The 19,479-nt window shown below is 34.4% G+C and carries 21 protein-coding genes; 7 read left to right on the top strand and 14 right to left on the bottom strand.

Annotated features, from left to right (window positions below; translation table 11 throughout):
• Positions 1 to 75 precede the first annotated feature (75 nt).
• The gene (locus OZP12_RS13915) at positions 76 to 444 is read left to right on the top strand and encodes an MmcQ/YjbR family DNA-binding protein (RefSeq protein ID WP_281225630.1); all 369 of its coding nucleotides are present in this window, start codon (positions 76 to 78) and stop codon (positions 442 to 444) included.
• Between the two features lie 216 nt (positions 445 to 660).
• Here the strand turns inward: OZP12_RS13915 and OZP12_RS13920 are convergent, their stop codons facing one another.
• Both OZP12_RS13920 and OZP12_RS13925 read right to left on the bottom strand, forming a co-directional pair.
• Positions 661 to 1,419, bottom strand: a complete 759-nt coding sequence (locus OZP12_RS13920; protein WP_281225631.1) for an SDR family NAD(P)-dependent oxidoreductase — start codon at positions 1,417 to 1,419, stop codon at positions 661 to 663.
• Between the two features lie 22 nt (positions 1,420 to 1,441).
• Entirely contained in the window at positions 1,442 to 2,200 is a 759-nt protein-coding gene (locus OZP12_RS13925; protein ID WP_281225632.1) for an SDR family oxidoreductase, read from the bottom strand.
• A gap of 112 nt (positions 2,201 to 2,312) precedes the next feature.
• Between OZP12_RS13925 and OZP12_RS13930 the strand changes: the two genes are divergently transcribed.
• Positions 2,313 to 2,675, top strand: a complete 363-nt coding sequence (locus tag OZP12_RS13930; RefSeq protein WP_281225633.1) for a winged helix-turn-helix transcriptional regulator — start codon at positions 2,313 to 2,315, stop codon at positions 2,673 to 2,675.
• 120 nt (positions 2,676 to 2,795) lie between these two features.
• On the opposite strand, the gene OZP12_RS13935 is transcribed toward OZP12_RS13930, so the two are convergent.
• The 6 genes from OZP12_RS13935 to OZP12_RS13960 form a co-directional block, all read right to left on the bottom strand.
• Positions 2,796 to 3,617: a helix-turn-helix domain-containing protein gene (locus tag OZP12_RS13935; protein ID WP_281225634.1), complete on the bottom strand. Its 822-nt coding sequence runs from the start codon at positions 3,615 to 3,617 to the stop codon at positions 2,796 to 2,798.
• A 56-nt stretch (positions 3,618 to 3,673) separates the two neighbouring features.
• Positions 3,674 to 4,711 (bottom strand): SDR family NAD(P)-dependent oxidoreductase, encoded by a 1,038-nt coding sequence (locus OZP12_RS13940; protein ID WP_281225635.1) that lies wholly within the window; start codon positions 4,709 to 4,711, stop codon positions 3,674 to 3,676.
• Positions 4,712 to 4,860: 149 nt separating this feature from the next.
• Positions 4,861 to 5,865, bottom strand: coding sequence for an NADP-dependent oxidoreductase (locus tag OZP12_RS13945; RefSeq protein ID WP_281225636.1), 1,005 nt, complete (start codon positions 5,863 to 5,865; stop codon positions 4,861 to 4,863).
• Between the two features lie 19 nt (positions 5,866 to 5,884).
• The gene (locus tag OZP12_RS13950) at positions 5,885 to 6,721 is read right to left on the bottom strand and encodes an alpha/beta fold hydrolase (RefSeq protein ID WP_281225637.1); all 837 of its coding nucleotides are present in this window, start codon (positions 6,719 to 6,721) and stop codon (positions 5,885 to 5,887) included.
• 88 nt (positions 6,722 to 6,809) lie between these two features.
• Entirely contained in the window at positions 6,810 to 7,181 is a 372-nt protein-coding gene (locus OZP12_RS13955; protein WP_281225638.1) for a DoxX family protein, read from the bottom strand.
• A 71-nt stretch (positions 7,182 to 7,252) separates the two neighbouring features.
• A complete protein-coding gene (locus tag OZP12_RS13960; protein WP_281225639.1) occupies positions 7,253 to 8,053 on the bottom strand; it encodes an SDR family NAD(P)-dependent oxidoreductase in 801 nt (266 codons plus the stop codon).
• Positions 8,054 to 8,167: 114 nt separating this feature from the next.
• On the opposite strand from OZP12_RS13960, the gene OZP12_RS13965 reads away from it, so the two are divergent.
• Positions 8,168 to 8,575: a winged helix-turn-helix transcriptional regulator gene (locus OZP12_RS13965; protein ID WP_281225640.1), complete on the top strand. Its 408-nt coding sequence runs from the start codon at positions 8,168 to 8,170 to the stop codon at positions 8,573 to 8,575.
• Positions 8,576 to 8,780: 205 nt separating this feature from the next.
• Here OZP12_RS13965 and OZP12_RS13970 read toward each other — a convergent pair whose 3' ends face one another.
• The 6 genes from OZP12_RS13970 to OZP12_RS13995 form a co-directional block, all read right to left on the bottom strand.
• Positions 8,781 to 9,509: a LytR/AlgR family response regulator transcription factor gene (locus OZP12_RS13970; protein ID WP_281225641.1), complete on the bottom strand. Its 729-nt coding sequence runs from the start codon at positions 9,507 to 9,509 to the stop codon at positions 8,781 to 8,783.
• Between the two features lie 10 nt (positions 9,510 to 9,519).
• On the bottom strand, positions 9,520 to 9,849 hold the full coding sequence (locus OZP12_RS13975) for an Hpt domain-containing protein (protein ID WP_281225642.1): 330 nt from the start codon (positions 9,847 to 9,849) through the stop codon (positions 9,520 to 9,522).
• Positions 9,830 to 10,873 carry a sensor histidine kinase gene (locus OZP12_RS13980; RefSeq protein WP_281225643.1) on the bottom strand — a complete coding sequence of 348 codons (1,044 nt, stop codon included), beginning with the start codon at positions 10,871 to 10,873 and terminating at the stop codon, positions 9,830 to 9,832. The genes OZP12_RS13975 and OZP12_RS13980 overlap by 20 nt, the downstream gene beginning before the upstream one ends.
• Positions 10,873 to 12,006, bottom strand: a complete 1,134-nt coding sequence (locus tag OZP12_RS13985; protein ID WP_281225644.1) for an FIST signal transduction protein — start codon at positions 12,004 to 12,006, stop codon at positions 10,873 to 10,875. The genes OZP12_RS13980 and OZP12_RS13985 overlap by 1 nt, the downstream gene beginning before the upstream one ends.
• A gap of 4 nt (positions 12,007 to 12,010) precedes the next feature.
• Positions 12,011 to 13,888 carry a PAS domain S-box protein gene (locus tag OZP12_RS13990; RefSeq protein ID WP_281225645.1) on the bottom strand — a complete coding sequence of 626 codons (1,878 nt, stop codon included), beginning with the start codon at positions 13,886 to 13,888 and terminating at the stop codon, positions 12,011 to 12,013.
• Between the two features lie 434 nt (positions 13,889 to 14,322).
• On the bottom strand, positions 14,323 to 14,736 hold the full coding sequence (locus OZP12_RS13995; RefSeq protein ID WP_281225646.1) for a response regulator: 414 nt from the start codon (positions 14,734 to 14,736) through the stop codon (positions 14,323 to 14,325).
• Between the two features lie 864 nt (positions 14,737 to 15,600).
• Between OZP12_RS13995 and OZP12_RS14000 the strand changes: the two genes are divergently transcribed.
• The 4 genes from OZP12_RS14000 (at position 15,601) to OZP12_RS14015 (ending at position 19,454) form a co-directional block, all read left to right on the top strand.
• Positions 15,601 to 16,005, top strand: a complete 405-nt coding sequence (locus OZP12_RS14000; protein ID WP_281225647.1) for a response regulator transcription factor — start codon at positions 15,601 to 15,603, stop codon at positions 16,003 to 16,005.
• A gap of 195 nt (positions 16,006 to 16,200) precedes the next feature.
• Positions 16,201 to 16,842, top strand: a complete 642-nt coding sequence (locus tag OZP12_RS14005; RefSeq protein WP_281225648.1) for a Crp/Fnr family transcriptional regulator — start codon at positions 16,201 to 16,203, stop codon at positions 16,840 to 16,842.
• Between the two features lie 151 nt (positions 16,843 to 16,993).
• On the top strand, positions 16,994 to 18,307 hold the full coding sequence (locus OZP12_RS14010; RefSeq protein ID WP_281225649.1) for a TolC family protein: 1,314 nt from the start codon (positions 16,994 to 16,996) through the stop codon (positions 18,305 to 18,307).
• Between the two features lie 55 nt (positions 18,308 to 18,362).
• A complete protein-coding gene (locus OZP12_RS14015) occupies positions 18,363 to 19,454 on the top strand; it encodes an efflux RND transporter periplasmic adaptor subunit (protein WP_281225650.1) in 1,092 nt (363 codons plus the stop codon).
• The last annotated feature ends 25 nt before the right edge of the window (positions 19,455 to 19,479 follow it).

Raw genomic sequence — 19,479 nt, forward strand, 5'->3', positions numbered from 1 at the left:
GAAACGGTCATTTGTAACAAATTTATGCAAAAAAGTGCTGTCAAAGAAGTAGTTTAAATCTAAAAACAATAAGATATGAATGTTGAGGATTTTAGAAAATATTGTCTATCTCTAAATGGTGTGACTGAAAAAATGCCATTTGGAAAAGCAACAAGTCAATACGATCGTAATTTACTTGTCTTTTCTATTGGTGATAAATGGTTTTGCCTTGTAAATATTGAGGTTTTTGACTTCTGCGTTCTAAAATCAGAACCCGATTTAATTGAAGAATTACGCATTCAATACGACAGCATCCGCCCCGGCTATCATATGAATCACAAACATTGGATTTCAGTATATTTCAATACAGATTTAGATGATAAAAATATCCTAAAACTTGTTAAGGAATCTTATCAGTTAGTGTTAGAATCGCTTCCAAAAAAGGAACAGGCAAAATATCTTTAAAATGCTCAATAAAGAAGTCTTAAATAGAGAATGGTTTTTGAATTAAATAATATGTCTATCTGTTTCTTATACCAATCGTTTTCTGGCTTGGCGAAGGCAGGGCAATCGAAGCATTTTCGTTCGGCTAATGTAAAGAAGTTTAATATAAACACAAAAGCTGAAGTTTGCACTTCAGCCCTGCTTTTGTCGTCCTTCCTGTCGATGTTGCTGATTTATTTAAAAGCCAAACATACCTCCTGAAACAGAAATTTGTTCGCCTGTAATCCAAGCCGCATCATCGGAAGCAAGAAATACAGCCGCTTTTGCGATGTCTTCGGGTTGCCCTCTTCGACCAAGCGGTGTATGGGCAACAAATAATTTTTCATACTCACTGCCTTTTGTGACACCAGCGTTTGTAGAACCCTCCGTTTCCGTTGCACCAGGCAGAATAGAATTGATACGAATGTTTTTTGCCCCCAATTCTTTTGACAAAGCGATGGTTACGGCATCTAATGCTGCTTTGGTGGAAGAATATAACGAAGCTGTTGGAAGTGGCATTTTGCTTGCACCTGAACTAATGTTGATTACATTTCCGCCTTTGTCACCAAACAGTTTTAACGATGATTGAATAGTAAGGATAGCACCCAAAACATTTACGTTGAAATGCTGATGGAAACTTTCTACTGTTACTTGCTCAATAGGCGTGTAACCTTGATATGCTGCGTTGTTTACCAAAATATCCAATACGCCAAACGCTTTTTCTGTTTCTTCAAACAGCCTTTTTACATCGGCTTCTTTTGATACATCACCTTGCACCGCAATGGCAGTTCCGCCACTTTCAATTATGGCTTTTACTATTTTTTCTGCCTCTTCTTTACTTGAAGCATAATTTACAACAACCTTTGCACCTTCGTTGGCAAATGCTTTTGCAATTCCCGCACCAATTCCTTTTGATGAACCTGTAACTATCGCTACTTTGTTTTTTAATTTACCCATTTTAATTTTTTTTATTACTGATTTATTTTGTTGCGTAGTTGGTCATTCCACCATCCACTAAAAATTCGTTGCCTGTAATGAAATCGGCTTTGTCAGAAGCCAAGAACAGCACCACGTTTGCGATTTCTTCGGGTAGTCCCATTCTTTTAACCGCAGTAGAAGCAATGATTTGTTCTGTAACTTGCTTTTCAATATCTTTAGGCATACCTACTTTTGCCAAAACGCCTGTGTCTGTAGGACCGGGTGTAACAATGTTTACACGGATTTTTCTTTCTGCCAATTCATTAGCCGCAACTTTGGCAATAGTGTTTACCGCAGATTTTGTTGCAGAATAAGCACTAACATTTATGTTTGACAAATGTGCTGCGTTTGATGAAGTGAACACAACCGAAGCACCGTCTTTTAAATGCGGTATGAATTTTTGCAACGTAAAGAAATACCCTTTTACATTGGTGTTGAATTGTGCATCAAAATCTGCTTCTGTTGCAAATTCAATTGGTGCAAAAACCGCAATTCCTGCGTTTAGGAAAAGAACGTCCACTTTGTTTCCACTTTCGGCAACTGCTTTTTCTAAAACTTCAATTCCTGCCAAGTTTGATGTATCGGAAACGACTGTTTTCAGTTTTGGGCTGTTGATTTTTTCAGCCGCTTTTTTCAGGTTGTCGGCACTTCTTCCTGTTATCCAAACGCTTGCACCTGCGTTGATAAAAGCTTGTGCGGTTGCAAATCCTATACCTGTGCTTCCGCCTGTAATTAATACGTTTTTGTCTGTAAAACTCATTTTGATTGTTATTTATTTGTTTAACAATGCAAACTTATTTACATTTACTATCCGTTTGATATTACTATCCTTTTGGATAGCACTTTCCAATGGGATAGTAACGCAAAATGAAATGATAACAACTACAACAAAAACAAAAGAAAAGCGGGTGGAATGCGTTAATGCAATTCTTCCAGTAAAAGATGCATTGGATGTGCTAAGTGGTAGGTGGAAACTGCCTATACTTATTGCGTTGAGTTTTGGAAACAAACGTTTTAAGGAAATCTCAAAAGATGTTCAGGGCATTACGGATAAAGTGCTGTCCAAAGAGTTGAAAGAATTAGAAACTAATAAATTGATTACCCGAACTGTTTACGATACTTTTCCGCCAACGGTAGAATATGCCGCCACCGAACACGGACATTCCCTGTTTAATGTTATTGCAGCATTAAGAGAATGGGGTATTAAGCATAGAGGAAAAATTATTGGGAAATAGCCGTTGTCGGAAAGTTTTAAAATTGTCAGTTGGTGTATTTCTCAAGTGTTTGACAGTAAGGTTGGTTAACTTTTCTTGTAACATTGAGATTGGCGCACAGATGAAACTGATTTTAACGGATTATCGCAGATTGTTATTTAAAAACTCCGTAGGGCTTTTACCAAATTGTTTTTTGAAGGCAAATGAGAAATGGGATAAGTTTTCAAAACCCACTTCGTAATAGATATCAATAGGTTTTCTCTTTTTTTCAGTTATTTGAAAGCGGGCTAGTTCCAGTCGCTTTTGAGTAATCCATTTTTGTGGTGTTGTATTGAAAGCCTTTTTGAAGTCACGTTTAAAAGTGGTCAAACTTCGCCCGGTCAGGTAACCAAATTTTTCTATTGGCATATTGAACATATAATTACGTTCCATAAATTCGACAAGGTTGATTTTATGAGGTTCTGAAAAGTCAGATAAAATGTTGTCGATGTCTTTGTTTATGGAGCGCAAAACGGTAATTGATTCCTGAATTTTCAATTCCGAAAGTTCTTGTGGTAATTTGTAATTGAGGTCGAAATACGGCAAGATCGAAGCAAAAAAACTATCGAGCAAAGGACTTTGGGACAACGGAATGATGTAATCGGTTTTAGAAACCAGAGTGGCTTGCAGTTTTTTTTGTTCGTAAAATGCCCTTAAAACATCCTGCGTCAGTTTTACCACAATGGCTCTGTAAGGCAAGCCGTCTTTATCGGATTTTATTAAGGTAGATAGTTGATTTCTTGGAAATAGAAGCGTTTCGCCCAACCCAAAAACATAGGTTTTATTTAACTGAATAACTTTTAATTCGCCCGACAACACCCGAACAACACAATGTTCCTCCGCAATCATTTCGGTATTGTTTCGAGTAGATCCGCTGCAGCTGAAAACAATTTCAGCGTTTTTATTGATTTGTCTTGTTGCCATAATACAAAGGTAAAAAAATAAGGCCCAACGATGTGAACCTTATTTTTTCCAATTAATTAAATGTCAAATTTTATCTGCGTTAATTCTTCAGTCAGTGTCCAAAGTTTTTGGGCAGCTTCCGCTTGAAGCGCAAAGGGTGCTACTCCTCCAAATCCGCCCGGGTTTCTATAAGCAGCAGCGATACTCTCATAATTGGCCTCATCATATTGGGCAATTTCAACATCTTCCAAATACACTCCTCCAATGTTTTCAAGCTGTGGACTCATTGCTGCCCAAACAGTTGTGGCAGCTCCCTGTTCCTTGGTTTTCTGTATTTTTTTCATTGCTGCTTCAGCTTCAGGGTTTGGCGTGCCGTCAGGATTTAGAATACCCAAGGTAACAAAATCATCAAACGCTAAATGTCTGCCCAGATTGGTTTCCAAAATCAAACCAGGATGTAAAGCATAAGCCCGAACGCCAAATTGCTGTGCCTTTCTATCCAATTCTACCGTAAAGAGAACATTTGCAGTTTTGGATTGTCCATAAGCTTCAAATTTGTCGTACTCCCTAGTGTTGTAGTTTACATCGTCAAAAAGTACCGGCGAATAATGGTGTCCTGAAGAGGAAACAGTAATTACCCTTGCGCCATTTGCTTTTTTCAATGCGTCCCATAGTTTGGCCGTCAGATGAAAATGCCCTAAATGATTGGTAGAAAATTGTCCTTCATAACCACGCCCATCACGTTGTAAAGGCGTCCACATCACCCCGGCGTTGTTGATAAGAATATGTAGCGGTCTGCCCGAAGCCAAAAAATTATCGGCAAATGCATCAATGGAAGCAGGATCTGTCAGGTTCAATGCTGCTGTTTCTACATTGGCAATCCCTTCCAGATTTTGCTTTGCTTTTTCAGTATCTCTTGCCGGAACGATAACCGTTGCCCCTGCCGAAGTCAATGTTTTGGTAATTTCTAAACCAAGCCCGCCATCACCGCCTGTTACAATGACGATTTTTCCTGTAAGGTCAATTCCCTTGATAACATCTTTTGTTGTTGATGTTGCGTTGAAGCCAGAACCTATCGGTTTTTGCAAGGCTCCGTTGTAATTTTTTTGTCCCATTTTTTAAATTCATTTTAAATTTTTATTGAGACAAAGATAGAATGCGTATCGCCAGTGCGTTTTGTTCAAAAGTCCGAATTACTTTGTTTAAAAGGTCGGTTTTTATTGGTGATAATGGTAATTAATTATTTGATTTTAATGGTAATTAATTATTTGATTTTAATGACAACTTTACCTTTTACTCGTCCCGTTTCTACATATGCCATAGCATCATTGGTTTGCTCAAATGGAAAAACTTTATCGATAATAGGTTTTATAACACCTGATTCTATTAATTGGGTAATTTGTTGTAATTGGCTTCCTTCGGCTCTCATAAACAAGAATTTAAACGTGGTGTTTAATTCTTTTGCTTTTTTCTTTGCGCTCGAACTTAGCAGTTTTGTCACTAATTTTAAATACCAAGGCAAGCCAATTTCAGCTGCAAATTCGGGTGTAGGAGGCCCAACTAGGGAAATTAATTGTCCACCTGATTTTAGAATGCGCAGTGATTTTTCTAGAATCTTTGGGTCGCGATTGCTATGAATAACCAAATCATAATCTTTAAGTCTCGTTTCAAAATCTTCATTTTTGTAGTCAATAACCAAATCTGCACCGAGGCTTTTTACCAAATTTATGTTGGCTGTACTAGTGGTTGTTGCTACAAATGCCCCCAAATGTTTGGCCAACTGAATGGCAAAAGTACCCACGCCTCCGGAGCCGGCTTGAATGAAAACTTTTTGTCCTTTTTTTAGATTTGCAGTTTCAACAAGAGCCTGCCAAGTGGTTAATCCCACCAAAGGAATTGAAGCAGCTTCATCCATTGTAATATTTTTGGGTTTTAATGCTAAGTCAGCTTCATTTACGGCAATATATTCCGCAAAAGTGCCTATTCTGTAATCTCCAACTCTTGAATAAACTTCATCCCCAACTTTGAATTTCTTTATATTAGAACCAACTTTAACTACGGTTCCTGCCATATCGTGCCCATTGATAAGCGGTATTTTATATGGCAAAAAGAGTTTGAACTCTCCTCGTTTAATCATTGAATCCAAGAGATTGACACCCGCTGCGTGAATTTGGACCAAAACTTCATTTGCTTTCGCAATTGGTTCGGCTACTTGAGTAAGTTGCAGTTTTTCTTTTTTGCTGTATTTTGTTATTGTAAATGCTTTCATTTTTTTATTAAGTCTTGGTTTATTGTTTATCTAAAAAATCTAATGCGCTTTTTACAAACGCTTCGTGATACTGAAATATACCTCCGTGTCCTGCATCTTTATAAATAATCAATTCAGAATTTGAAATACGTTTTGCTAAGTCATACGTATTGCTGCTTGGCACCATTTTATCATTATCGCCATTGGCAATTAATACAGGCTGCTTTATTACTGATAAATCTTGTGGCTTTTGTTCTCCCCAAGCCTTTATGGCTGTAAGCTGATTACCAAACGAACCCAATCTGATTTTTTTATCACGGTTTTCTGTACGTTCTTTTATGCGTTTCAAAAATGCTTTTGCTGCTTTTTTCCCATTAGGGTTTTGATTAAAAAACAAATAAAATTTAGGGTCTCTAAAGGTTAAATAGCCTTTTAGCATATCCTTATAAGTAATTGGTTTAATTTTATCAATTCCAATCCCACCTGCAGGGCCTGTACCGGTCATAATCATTTTGCGAACCAATTGGGGTTGTTGAAGCACAATTTCCTGAGCCACAAATGCTCCCATTGAAAACCCCATTAAATCAACCTTTTCATATCCAAGTGCTTTTATAAAATCGACAGCATCTTTTGCCATTTCGGCAATAGTTTTTGGAGTTGTCCCTATGGTGGCACCAATACCTCGATTATCAAATGGAATTATTTGATATTTTGTTCCTATACCATCCATTATCCTTGGATCGCAATTGTCTAAAGTAGCACCTAGGTGATTTAAGAATATGACAGGAATTCCATCATTACTTGCTCCAAGTTTTCTGTAATAAAATAGGGTACCATTTACATTTACCGATTCTGTTTTTACATTTTGATATATCATTTTTTGCCGAATTGAATTATTTGTCTGTGAAAAAATAATGCTTGTAAAAAATAGTAGCAACGAGAGCGTAATTGAAAGTTTTTTCATTTTACTTGTTTTTTGTGCTAACTTTAGAATAATAAATGTTAGATACTATTAGAAGCATTAAAAACACAAGCGGTGTAATAATTCTTTCTGTTGGATCCTTTAATAAAAAATGTGTAAGTGCTGCTGAAAAAAACAAGATACCAAATCCCGCATAAGCCCATTCTTTAATTTTTGAAGGCAATACAGGTAAAAGTAATACAATTGCCCCAATTATTTTTGCGATACCAATTTCTACCCTTAAAAAATCAGGATATCCCATTTGTTTGTATGCTTCTGCCATATATGTTCCATTAAAGTACTGATAAGCACTTAATAACATACCTACGGTAACTAAAGCAGTAGATAACCAGTATATAATTTTATCTTTTTTCATTTATTTTACTTGCTTCTATTAATAAAAAGGTTAATACAATGTTGTTAATGCCATATTTCCCGTTTTTTATTTTAAAAATTATTTAATTTTTTAAGAACATTTTTTTCTAAAAATCCAGCAGCAAAATGTTGTAGGTTTATCAAAGTCGTAGTCCCTTTTCCTACGATGTTTCTGAATTTTGGCTTGTCTTTTTGTATTACTTTTAACACTTTATTTAGAACCAAAATAGGATCTTCGGCCTTATCAAATAATTCGTCAGAGAAATTTTTGATTTTATTTCTTAAAGAGTTGTAATCAGCTATTTTATTTATAGTTGCAGTAGAGTTTTCTAAAATATTTGTTTTAAATGCAGCAGGCTCAATCATTGCTACGTCAATATTGAACTCGTTCAATTCATATCGCAATGATTTAAAATACCCCTCCAATGCGTGTTTGGATGCTGCATAGTAGGCTGCATTAGGGAATGCCACAAGTCCAACAATAGACCCCACGGTAATAATTTTACCAGATTTTTGTTTTCTAAAATGGGGTAATACAGCGTTGGTTACTTTGATGGTTCCCCAAAAGTTAGTTTCCAATTGTTGTCTTCCCAACTCAATAGGTGTTTCTTCGGCAATGCCTGATACATAAAAACCCGCATTGTTAATCAAAATATCCAATTGAGGGATTTCTTTAAAAAGTCTTTCTGAAAATGAGCTTATTGATTGCTCTGAATCAAGGTCTAATGCAATCATTTTGAAGGGCAATTGTGCCACATACTTTTCAGGATTTCTACTTGTGCCAATGACATTATAACCATTTTGATGCAGTTTGTTTGCGATTAACAATCCAAATCCTGATGACGCTCCGGTAACTAAAATATTTTGTTTCATTTTTATTGTGTTTGAAAATTAATTTATAAATTTGCTTGCATTTTGCAAGTACAAATATAAACACATTCACTTGTTTTTTGCAAGTGATTTTAAAAATATTTTTAATTTATTTTTATGAAAGTAATAAAAAAAAGATCAGATTGCCCTATTAGCGGCACTTTAGACGTGTTTGGCGACAAGTGGTCATTTTTGATTATCAGGGATTTATTATTTAGAAAAGAGTGCACTTATGGTGATTTCCTAAAGTCAGCCGAAGGAATTGCAACCAATATTTTGGCAAGCAGATTAGTTACTTTGGAAGAAAATAAAATAATAGAAAAACTAGAACATCCAACTAGTAAAGCCAAAGTATTGTATAAATTAACCAAAAAAGGAATTGATTTGCTGCCCATTTTAATTGAAATTCATCTGTGGTTTGATAAATATGGGACAACTCCGGAAGATATTCGTGAAATGCTTGAACTAGTAAAAAAAGATAAAGTTGGTTTTATTGAAAATTTTACTAAAAGGTTTGAAAATTAAATGAATTCGTTTAAAATAACGTAAACAGAACATGTGAATTCCATCTCATCACAAGATAACTTTTAATTTCACAATTCTTTTTCATGCACTATTCTCATGCACCCTTGAATTGTGTATAGCTTCAGGATAGGATAGGACATAATTGAAATCACATTTGAGATTCTACCTCGTAGTAATTATAACATTCTATTTACAAAAAGCGCTTTTAAAGCATATTAAGCCGCTTCATAAGTTCTGGTCTATTGGACCTGCTTACCGGTATTACATCTTTTGCAATTAAAACACTATTGTCTTCGATATCAATTATTTTTTTTATGTTGATTATATACGTTCTATGCACCTTTAAAAAAGAAGATACAGGAAGTTTATCTTCTATCTTTTTTAATGTTGAGTGTACCGTGTAATTTTTGTCTTCTGTTTTTATCAAAATATAATCTCCTTTAGCTTCAATTACATTTATAGATGCCATATTTATTTTTATGAGCCTTCGGTCGATATTTACGTAAAACTCTGTAGCTGCATCAGTAGGCTGCGCTACATGAACATCAGCACGCTCTAAATAAGAAGGGAGTGTATTTTTTTTTGCTTCAATTTTACTTATTGCTTTTAAAAAGCGTTCTTCTGTGATTGGTTTCACCAAATAATCAACAATGCACTTGTATTCGAAAGCTTCGATAGCAAAATTCCTGTCTGAGGTTATGAGAATAACCAAAGGTGGATTCTTTATGGTTTGAATAAAGTCAAAACCTGTAAATCCGGGCATATGAATATCTAAAAAAATAATGTCTATCGGAACAGTGCTTTGATTAAGAAACTTTATAGCTTCCATAGCATTTTCAAACTCATCTATGAAATTTAAAGCGGGATGGCTTGTAATCATCTTACTTATAATAGTCCTTGCCAATGCTTCATCATCTATTACAATACAATTCATACGGTTACGATTATAATGAATCAGCAAAATCCTGCATTGTACAAAGTATTTGATCAAACGCTACTTTTAACTCTGCATTAAAATCTGCCGATTGGTTTTTTAAGCTACATTCAAACTCTTCTACAAGATAATAACTTTTTTCCATTCCCATTATACTAATTTTATGTTTAATCTTATGAATAACTTCAGCAGCTTTAAGAAAACAGCTATTATCCATTTGTACATAATATTCGCCTATTTCTTTTGGCAGTTCTTTTTTAAGGATATTGATGATTGTTTGCTTAAAAACATCATCATTTCCCGAAAGACTATTAATATAGTTAAGATTTGGCTTGTCCATTAGTATCAAGAGTAAAGAAAAATGTGGTGCCTTTATTTATTGCACTTTCAACCCGAATTTTTCCGTTATAAAACTGAACAATTTTTTTCACTATTGAGAGTCCTATTCCTGATGACGTATCCGAATTATCAAGTTTAGTAAAAATATTAAAAATCTTATTGAGATAGGCTGACTCTATACCCACTCCATTATCTTTTACGTAAAATTCAAACAAATTATCATCATTTAATCCGCATCCTATTTCGACAAATCCTTTGTCTTTGTTGTTATACTTGATGCTGTTATTAATTAAATTTTCAAAAAGCTGTCTAAATCTATAGTAATTCCCATAGAGTTTAGGCAATTTGCCGTTCACTTTTATTTCGAAATTTTTTGGAAGCAAGGCCGTTCTGATTATTTCTTCCAAAAGCACATTAAAATCAATAATCCTATTTTCAGACTGCAGTTTATCAATAGAAGAATAGTCTAAAATCCCTTTTATCAGCAGATCCATTTTTTCAACATTCAGCAAAATAAGGTTTAATGAATCTAAGTTATCAGCACTAAGTTTTTCTTGGTTGTCTATAATAAACCATTCAATAAGCGTATTTACGCTTCTTAACGGCGCTTTTAGGTCATGAGAAACCGCATGCGCATAATCATTAAGTTCCTGATTTTGTAACTCCAGGTTTTTAAGGAGTTCTTCACGTTGCTTGTTAATTCTAATTATCTCTTCGGATTGTTGCTTTATATAATCGGTTGCATTGAATTTTTTATCAGAATAATCATTTACATCAAGGTTCATTGAGCTTAATATAAATTCCAGATTTTTGTTTAAATCTGTAAGATTACGAGCTTCTTCCCGTAATTTTTCGTTTGCTTCAAATAATTCATCTGAACTTAATTTCATTGCTCTTTGCAACAATGTCCTTTGTTCATCATAGTTTATATATGAATTGTTTATTGCATTCAGGAAATTCTCTAATCCATCAGGAATAGTACCTCCCAGGTATTTTGCTATTTGTCTTTCTAGTAAGGAATTCATTATTCGCTAACAAGTGTTAAAGTCATTGTCTGATTATGTAATTGGCAAATTGTACTTCCAAAAAACGGTGCCATTTCTCCGTATGAATAAAACCCTGTTAAAACGGTTTCGTCGCCTAAAACAGCTTTTACTTCTTCAAGCTCCTCTTCTACCCGCTGATCCATTACCAATTTTCGCCCAACACAACTTACAAGAATAGCCAAACCCGGTTTTGCTTTTCGGTTTCTCATAGCATCTTGAGCTGCTAAATTGGCTCCATTGGCAATACTGTCCACAGATGCCATCATCAGCTGTACTTTTGAGTTTAGCGGCACATCTCCGGCAAGAATCATTGATTGATTATCATTGTCAATATTGAGTATCGTTCTTACAAGGGCATCCTCTTTTTCAGGGGGTGTTACATTTAATGGATACAAAAGTGAGGCTTGCGGAAGTTCATTGGCCTTTTCTCCCAGGTATTTTTTATATAGCTCCAATGCTGGCTGCCCATCTATCTCGTGCAAAATATTTCCGTCAGAATGCGTAATTATTCTTTCCGGTCCAAATGGCTGCCATCCGCCATAACTGGCAAAACTAATTTCTAATGTATCACCATAAAAACCAATCAATACCACTTCACCTTCTTTTGGTTTTTCATTATAAGAGGCAAGGGTTTTTTCAAATTTTGCATCATCACCACACATTCCTCCTGTTATCGATATACTTGAATCAATAGCATCTTCCAACCCACTTATTAAAGAACTGCCGTTAATAAAGCTTCCTTCGGATAGCACAAAAAGATGTTTCAAATTCTCTTTTGGCATATTTGAATACAGACTTTTACCAAGAGCAACAGCATCTTTTTTATAATCTAAAATATTACCGGTTTTAATTACAAAACTGCTTTTTTCAAATTCAACAGCTGTTACTGTTGCCGAATTATCCAGAACACTTGTGCCGGCAATTTCACCTGCTGTAGAACCATAAACAATATGTTGATAAGGAAATTCTTTTTTAATATCTTTCAAAAAAGCTTCATCCTCGAGCAACAATCGATTTGCAAATACCAGCACTAATGGATTTTTCAAAATAATTTTATCCGTAAGATAATCCCAAGTGAAATTCTCTTTTTTAAAAGCCTGCACTATTTTCATAACTCTATTTATTTAGCTGTACATAAAATATGGTACTATTACCTAACTCACTTTCTATCCAAATTTTTCCTTTATAATAATCAACTATTTTTTTAACTATAGACAAACCCAAACCTGTGGATTTTTCATTACTGCCCAGTGATTGAAATGTTTTGAAAATTTTTTCAAAGTGTTCTTCTGCTATACCGGGTCCATTATCTTTTACTGAAAAAACATAATGTGATTCAGATTCTTCTACATTTACTTCAACCAAGCCCTGAGGTTTATCGCTATAACTTACCGCATTACCTATTAAATTTTGAAACAATTGCTGAATCCGAAACTTATCAGCTTTAATGACAGGCATTTTATCTGATGTTACTATTTTCACATTTTTTGGAATGTCAATTGTATTTATAATATTCCTCACTACTTCCTGCGTGTTAACAGGTTGCAAGATCTCAGTATTTTCGTTATTTATTTTAGAATACGTCAATATTCCTTCTATGAGCCGATCCATCTTTTCGATTTTACCTTCTATCATATCCAGATATTGAATGGATTGTTCCCGCAAATTGGCTCCATCCTCTTCTTTTATCCAATAAATTAATGAATTTATACTTCTTAGTGGTGATTTTAAATCGTGAGATACTATTTGAGCATACTCTTCGAGGTCATTGTTACTTTTTTCTAAACTAGCCAAAAGTTGCTCTTTTTGTTCTTCAAGTATTTTTCGTGCGGTGATATCCTCTTCAATAGCAAAATAACGGCAAATCTCTCCCCATTCATTATATAATGCCTGACCTTGAATTTTTACCCAGTATTTTTTTCCGGTTTTAGAATAATTAATTATTTCGCAACTAAATGGCTCTCCTTTTTTTATCTGCTGGCTTAAATAAATTACTGTCTCAGGATTACTTTCTTTACCTTGTAATAGCTTACCTGGCTTCAATCCTATAAGTTCTTCTACTTCATATCCAGACATGACTACAAAACTTGAATTAACCCATTCGAGTCTTCCCTCATTATCGCAAATTATAACTGCATTGATATTTTTTTCAGCAATAAGCGATAATAAAACTAACTGTTCCTCTTTCTTTTTTTCATCAGTCATATCTTCAATGATGGCAAAATATTGCAGAAGTTTACCACTTTCATCATAAACGGGCTGTCCTTTTGTCCGAGACCAGAAGTAAGTTCCATCTTTGCGCCCATGAATGATTTCTATATCAAATGATTCTCCTTTAAAAAAAAGAGTAGTCATTTTTTTTATGGCTTCTCTATCTGTGTTAGGGATCCTACCAACCTCGATTGGTGTTTTGCCAATAACATCTTCCTTTGTAAATCCTGTTATTTTGTGATACGATTCATTACACCAAAATATTTTCCCATCAGCATCGGTAAAAACGATGGCATTTTTATTGGCGCTTGCCACTAATGAAAGCCGGTTGAGTTCTTCACCATCCCTATTAAGATTCTCATTTTTTGTTTCTTGCTTTTTTAGCATCTGCATCAAATCAAATTGCGGATCAAAATTGGCAAAGTCCGATATAATAAGATTATTTTTTTTCACATCTTCTACCGATGTCAACCACGGTGATCCGATAAATAGAAAATAATTATCTACAGCAACAAACTGCCCCCTAATTAAAGGGTCCTTATTTGTTATGCATTCTAAGATTACAAGTTGATTTAAGTTTTCTGATATTGTTCCTGCATCCATTTTTTCCACAAATGGCCTTTTGAATGCAAAATAATCCGAAAGTTTGGTTCGTTGTTGTATGGAAGGAAAAACTTTTTTCAAGCTTTTTCCATAAGAAGAAATACTCATTTGCTGATCAAACAAAACGTAAAAAGGGAAGACTTCATTAAACCTTTCTGTAGTAAAATTAATTGAATCCATACATTACCCGCTTGATTTAAACTAATCCTAAAATTCGCTTAACTGTTTAGATACAATTGTTCAATTACTACATTACTTTCAAGTGCGTTTAATCTGTTAAAATACCCTCTACTATTCTTTCATTCCGGGCGTACGTGTGTAATAATGCAACATTAAAAAGTATCATTTACAACAGTAGGTTTAAATTCAGGAGAAGTCAGTTTTAGGGTAAATCAACAACATCCAGATATGAAAGCTAGGTAAATTTAGTAAATAATCTTTTAAATTACTATCATTTGAATCTATTTTTAACAGATATTTCTCACGACACACTTTTTTGATATGTATTCTCCGAAAATAAACCAGAATTTTATCTATTGGAAAATGAGATAGTTTTGATGTTTTTTTTGTACGAATTCAATGATTATACAATTCTCATAAGGCGAAATGAGCTTTTATTGAGATATTAGCTCATTAATGCTCCAATACTCAATCATTTTTTTTATTTTATCAACATACTCCTCATATTTTAGTGGTTTGAGCATGTATCCGGCAATTCCTAACCTATAAAACTCTAAAAGATCTCTATGATTGTTGGAAGTAGTCAAGACAATTGCTGGTATATATTTTAGTACATCATCAGCTTTGAGAATACCCAGAAACTCTATTCCGTTAATTTTTGGCATATTAAGATCCAGAATAATTATATCTGGGATGATTACTTTATTTTTAAGTATTGAAAGGGCATCTTCGCCATTATTGGCTTCTATTATTTTATGTACTTGCTCCAGGTTTTTTAAAACTCTGTTAAATTTCATGACCTCAATAGCATCGTCTTCTATTAATAGTATGTTTAATGACTTTGACATATAGTTTTATGTATAAAAAATGATTACCAAATTTAGCCAGAACTTGGTTATAAAAGTATAAATCTTCGATAAGCGGTATAAAACTGTAGTTGGATGGTATCTATTGGTCGTTGAACAGAAATACGAAAATCCAAAAATCACTTAATTTAGACCGTGTAATACTTAATAAAAAACTTCCTGTCTGCGAGGTTACCACTGTACTTGTTGATTTACCAATAATTATAAGAACCGTCGCTAATTAATTCATAAAAAAAATATCTGATTTGTGCTTAGACTATTTTTAAAAGCTGGAATAGATTGTTTTAAAAAGATACGCAAAACCAATAAATAAAAAACTGATTATACCAGTTAACGATTTCCAAAGGCCATTCATCTATAGTAATTAACTACTTATCTAATAATGGAAATAATATATTAAAAAGTGATAGATATTTGTACTGTAATAATTTCATTGATCCCCAAGTATATTGCAATTATTATCCAAAAACAATTTTAGTTTTTTTAAAAGCTCCTAGCCACAGGGAGCTTTTTTTATTCATTTATGTATCCTCAAAACTTATTTTAGATTTGACTGTTAAAGACACTTCTTGAATTTGAATTCTCCACAATCTAATAAAACTGCCTAGAAACAAATTGAATTCATGCACTTAAACTTTATAGAACAGCAACTAAAAGAAAGTTCGATGACCGTTACGTCTAAAGCAAATTACCATTCACCGACACTACAAGTTCAATAATCTAAAAAACAAAATATTACCTATTTATAAAAATACATTTGTATCAGAATTAATGCTAAAAATAATTAAAGCAACTATAAAAGACAGGTTCCCAAAATCTACATTATTAACCTTAATCGCTAAAAAAATGGAAAGATCAGATTTAAAAATACTAATAGTAGAAGATGATGTATTATTAATTAAAATCTTCGAATACATCCTTAAAAAAGAAGGATACCACGTGACAACATGCAAAGATGGATTGAGTGCCATAGAAAAAATCCCAGTACTACTGCCTGATTTGATTATTACCGATATTATGCTCCCTTTTCGCTCTGGGTTAGAAATTATTGGCTTCTCAAAAGAACATTTTGAAAACATCCCTATAATAGTAGTTTCCTCTTTAGGTGAAGAAGAAGCTACGGTTCTAAAAGCTTTTAGCCTTGGTACTGATGATTTTGTATCTAAACCGTTTAATCCAAATGAATTATTATTTAGAATAAAACGTTCAATAGCTACAACAAAACGCAGTATCCAACTTAAATATGCTTAAACAATAAGTTTTAACTCATGAATAAATAAAAAGTAATTGTACTTTGTACTGCAGCATTTAGGATATCGATTAGATGTCCTCACTAAATTTTGATTACTGTCTTTTTTTCCAAAATTTTCTCTACTTTTAATTCCGCTTAGACCGACAAATTATACGTCAAAACTTAAATATTGATTTGAAATAAACCAACATACATTGACACAGCAAGAATTAAAATCAATAATCCAAAAACATTACAGTTATATTTTTGAAGAAGCCCTCATTGATGAAATTGCATCGGTGGCAGTAACAAAAAAATTCAAAGAAGGGGATATTTTAATAGAAATAGGAAATACTATTTTTAAAATGCCATTGTTACTGGAAGGTGCCATTAAAATTTTGAGGGAAGCTCCAGATCAGGGAGAGTTATTTCTATATTTTTTAGAAAAAGGAGATACCTGTGCCATGTCTATGGCCTGCTGCATGGGAAAAACCAAAAGCGAAATCAGGGCTGTGGCCGAAACTGATGGACTTGTACTCATGTTACCCGTAGAGAAAATGGAAGAATGGCTGGGTAAATACAAAAGCTGGCGAAGCTTTGTTTTTGACAGCTATACCAACCGTATGAAAGAGATGCTTAATGCGATTGATACTCTTGCCTTTATGAATATGAACGAGCGTTTGATCAAACATCTGAATGAAAAAGCAAAAGTAAACCAAACAAACATCATGCAAATTACACATCAAGAAATTGCTGATGAACTCAATACTTCACGCGTGGTTATTTCTAGATTGCTTAAGGTGCTTGAAGACGAAGGAAAAATAAAACTCAACCGAAATATTATAGAATTATTGTAAAATTTTAATTCACAAACAAGTTGTCTATTTTGTAGTAAAAGTCCCTTTTTGGGACTTTTTAAATTTTATGAGTTCCCTATGTAACTATTGTTACAAACTACCTTTTTCCACTCTCTTACTTTTGCTTCAAATTAATGAAACAACAGTAAAGATGAAAAATAAAAATATATTTACTCTCTTCGGGCTCTTAGCCTTATCATGGACCGCTTTCGGTCAGGATACTTTGCGTATTTCAAAAAAAGACCTGATACAGAGAATGTCCGAAAAAAATCTGCAAATCAAAATTGCCGAAAAAAATTATGAGTCGGCTATGGCAGATTATCATCAGTCAAACTCCTTGTTTTTGCCCAATGTAAATGTGTCACATACCGCTATGCTGACTACAAATCCGCTTATGGCTTTTGGTTCAAAATTAAATCAGGCCATCGTTAGTCCTGAGGACTTTAACCCTGCCGTTTTAAATCATCCTTCACAGACTAAAAATTTTGCCACCAAAATCGAAGTGCAGCAGCCATTAATCAATCTTGACGGTTTATACGGACGTCAGGCAGCAAAATCAAAAATGGATGCTTTTGCATTGCAAACCGAACGTACCAAGGAATATTTGGAACTCGAAGTAAATAAAGCGTTTATGCAGTTGCAACTGGCTTACAAAGCGGTTAGAGTTTTGCAAAAGGCCGAAAGCACAGGCAAAGCCAATCTGAAATTGGTTGAAAACTATTTTAAGCAGGGAATGTTGCAGAAAACTGATTTATTGAACGTGCAGGTTCGTGTAAACGAAATCAGTAATCAACTGCAGTATGCCAAATCAAATGTTCAAAATGCTTCGGATTATTTGGGTTTTCTTTTAAATGATGAACAATCCAAAAAAGTTTACAAACCGACAGAAGAATTTGAAAGTGAATTTTCGGTTATCAGTGTAAACACAGAATTACCAGCAAACAGAAAAGATATTCAGGCTATGGATAAATCCTCTGAAGCTTATGAAAAAATGGTAACATCCGGTAAAATGAATTTGCTTCCAAGACTGAATGCTTTTGGAAGTTATGAAATGTACGATGACAGTTTATTTGGGACTAGTGCCAAAGGATATTTAGTTGGAGCACAATTATCATGGAATGTTTTTGACGGTTACAAATCCATAGGAAAATTAGAAAAAGCAAAAGCAGACTACAACAAAGCCCAAACGGAAACCGAGCAGTATAAAGCCAAAAGTCAGATGGAGCTAAACCAAGCAGTCCGTCAGCTTTCGGATGCAGAAAACAATGTAAAACTCACTCAATTGGCTTTTGAACAAGCGCAGGAAGCCTACAAAATCAGAAGCAACCGTTTTGCTCAGGGATTGGAAAAAACAACCGATTTACTGCAATCCGAAACCTTGCAGTCCCAAAAGGAATTAGAAAACCTGCAAGCCATTTTTGAATATCGATTCACACAAGAATATATTCAATTTTTAACCAAATAAAAAGCCAATATCAATGACAATTACTAGAATCAATATCAATTTTAAAAATATTATAATGAAAAACTTCTTTTTAAAATCAACACTAACGATTTCGCTTTTGGTTTTGCTGCCTTCCTGCAACGGAGAGAAAAAAGACGTTATTACTAACGAACCTGCAATTGCAGTAAAAGTAAGCGGCACGGACACAAACAGCAGCAGCCCATTTATAACGGCAAGCGGAAAAATTGAAGCCCAAAACAGCGCTAACCTAAGCACCCGTATGATGGGATATGTGACCAAACTTCATGTGAAAGTTGGTCAAAAAGTAGCTGTTGGACAACTTTTGATAAGCATCAACAATACCGATATACAGGCAAAAAAAGCTCAAGTAGATGCCAACATCCTTCAGGCAACTGCGGGGTACAACAATGCAAAAAAAGACTACGACCGGTTTACGGTTCTATTTAAACAACAAAGCGCTTCGCAAAAAGAACTGGATGATATGACTGCCCGTTATGAAATGGCAAAAGCCGGATTAGAAGGTGCCAAACAAATGCGTAACGAAGTAATGGCACAGTTTGCCTACTCCAATATCACGGCACCATTTTCGGGAGTTGTGACTAACACTTTTGTAAAAGAAGGAGATATGGCAAGTCCGGGGATGCCTTTAGTAAGTGTTGAAGGAGATTCAAAACTACAAGCAACCGCGATGGTAGCCGAAAGTGACATTGCATCGATAACAAGCGGAATGCTGGTGAAAGTTTTGGTTAAATCTACAAACAAAACACTGAACGGAAAAGTGAGTGAAGTGAGTTTGTCAGCCAAAAATACCGGAGGTCAATATTTGGTAAAAATTAACTTGGAAGGAGCTGATAAAACAGTTTTATCAGGGATGTTCGCAAATGTGCAATTTCCGGTAGCCAATAAAAATAGTATGACACAAACATCCGATAAAGTCTTGATACCTCAATCAGCCTTGATCCATCAAGGACAATTGACTGGAGTTTATACTGTAGGTGCAGGAAATGTTGCTATTTTGAGGTGGCTTCGCATCGGAAAGACTTTTGGTAATGAAGCAGAAATATTGTCAGGGCTTTCGGCAGGAGAACAATACATTGTTTCTGCCGATGGAAAATTGTATAACGGAGCTAAAATCAGTATTCAGTAAACAGTAATTAGTAGCAGTTTTAAGT

The organism is Flavobacterium aquiphilum, assembly GCF_027111335.1.
Taxonomy (GTDB): domain Bacteria; phylum Bacteroidota; class Bacteroidia; order Flavobacteriales; family Flavobacteriaceae; genus Flavobacterium; species Flavobacterium aquiphilum.

What these genes read in the sequence shown, in the direction of transcription:
- OZP12_RS13915 (WP_281225630.1), top strand. Translation starts at nt 76, where the DNA reads ATGAATGTTGAGGATTTTAGAAAATATTGTCTATCTCTAAATGGTGTG.
- OZP12_RS13920 (WP_281225631.1), bottom strand. Translation starts at nt 1,419, where the DNA reads ATGGGTAAATTAAAAAACAAAGTAGCGATAGTTACAGGTTCATCAAAA.
- OZP12_RS13925 (WP_281225632.1), bottom strand. Translation starts at nt 2,200, where the DNA reads ATGAGTTTTACAGACAAAAACGTATTAATTACAGGCGGAAGCACAGGT.
- OZP12_RS13930 (WP_281225633.1), top strand. Translation starts at nt 2,313, where the DNA reads ATGATAACAACTACAACAAAAACAAAAGAAAAGCGGGTGGAATGCGTT.
- OZP12_RS13935 (WP_281225634.1), bottom strand. Translation starts at nt 3,617, where the DNA reads ATGGCAACAAGACAAATCAATAAAAACGCTGAAATTGTTTTCAGCTGC.
- OZP12_RS13940 (WP_281225635.1), bottom strand. Translation starts at nt 4,711, where the DNA reads ATGGGACAAAAAAATTACAACGGAGCCTTGCAAAAACCGATAGGTTCT.
- OZP12_RS13945 (WP_281225636.1), bottom strand. Translation starts at nt 5,865, where the DNA reads ATGAAAGCATTTACAATAACAAAATACAGCAAAAAAGAAAAACTGCAA.
- OZP12_RS13950 (WP_281225637.1), bottom strand. Translation starts at nt 6,721, where the DNA reads ATGATATATCAAAATGTAAAAACAGAATCGGTAAATGTAAATGGTACC.
- OZP12_RS13955 (WP_281225638.1), bottom strand. Translation starts at nt 7,181, where the DNA reads ATGAAAAAAGATAAAATTATATACTGGTTATCTACTGCTTTAGTTACC.
- OZP12_RS13960 (WP_281225639.1), bottom strand. Translation starts at nt 8,053, where the DNA reads ATGAAACAAAATATTTTAGTTACCGGAGCGTCATCAGGATTTGGATTG.
- OZP12_RS13965 (WP_281225640.1), top strand. Translation starts at nt 8,168, where the DNA reads ATGAAAGTAATAAAAAAAAGATCAGATTGCCCTATTAGCGGCACTTTA.
- OZP12_RS13970 (WP_281225641.1), bottom strand. Translation starts at nt 9,509, where the DNA reads ATGAATTGTATTGTAATAGATGATGAAGCATTGGCAAGGACTATTATA.
- OZP12_RS13975 (WP_281225642.1), bottom strand. Translation starts at nt 9,849, where the DNA reads ATGGACAAGCCAAATCTTAACTATATTAATAGTCTTTCGGGAAATGAT.
- OZP12_RS13980 (WP_281225643.1), bottom strand. Translation starts at nt 10,873, where the DNA reads ATGAATTCCTTACTAGAAAGACAAATAGCAAAATACCTGGGAGGTACT.
- OZP12_RS13985 (WP_281225644.1), bottom strand. Translation starts at nt 12,006, where the DNA reads ATGAAAATAGTGCAGGCTTTTAAAAAAGAGAATTTCACTTGGGATTAT.
- OZP12_RS13990 (WP_281225645.1), bottom strand. Translation starts at nt 13,888, where the DNA reads ATGGATTCAATTAATTTTACTACAGAAAGGTTTAATGAAGTCTTCCCT.
- OZP12_RS13995 (WP_281225646.1), bottom strand. Translation starts at nt 14,736, where the DNA reads ATGTCAAAGTCATTAAACATACTATTAATAGAAGACGATGCTATTGAG.
- OZP12_RS14000 (WP_281225647.1), top strand. Translation starts at nt 15,601, where the DNA reads ATGGAAAGATCAGATTTAAAAATACTAATAGTAGAAGATGATGTATTA.
- OZP12_RS14010 (WP_281225649.1), top strand. Translation starts at nt 16,994, where the DNA reads ATGAAAAATAAAAATATATTTACTCTCTTCGGGCTCTTAGCCTTATCA.
- OZP12_RS14015 (WP_281225650.1), top strand. Translation starts at nt 18,363, where the DNA reads ATGAAAAACTTCTTTTTAAAATCAACACTAACGATTTCGCTTTTGGTT.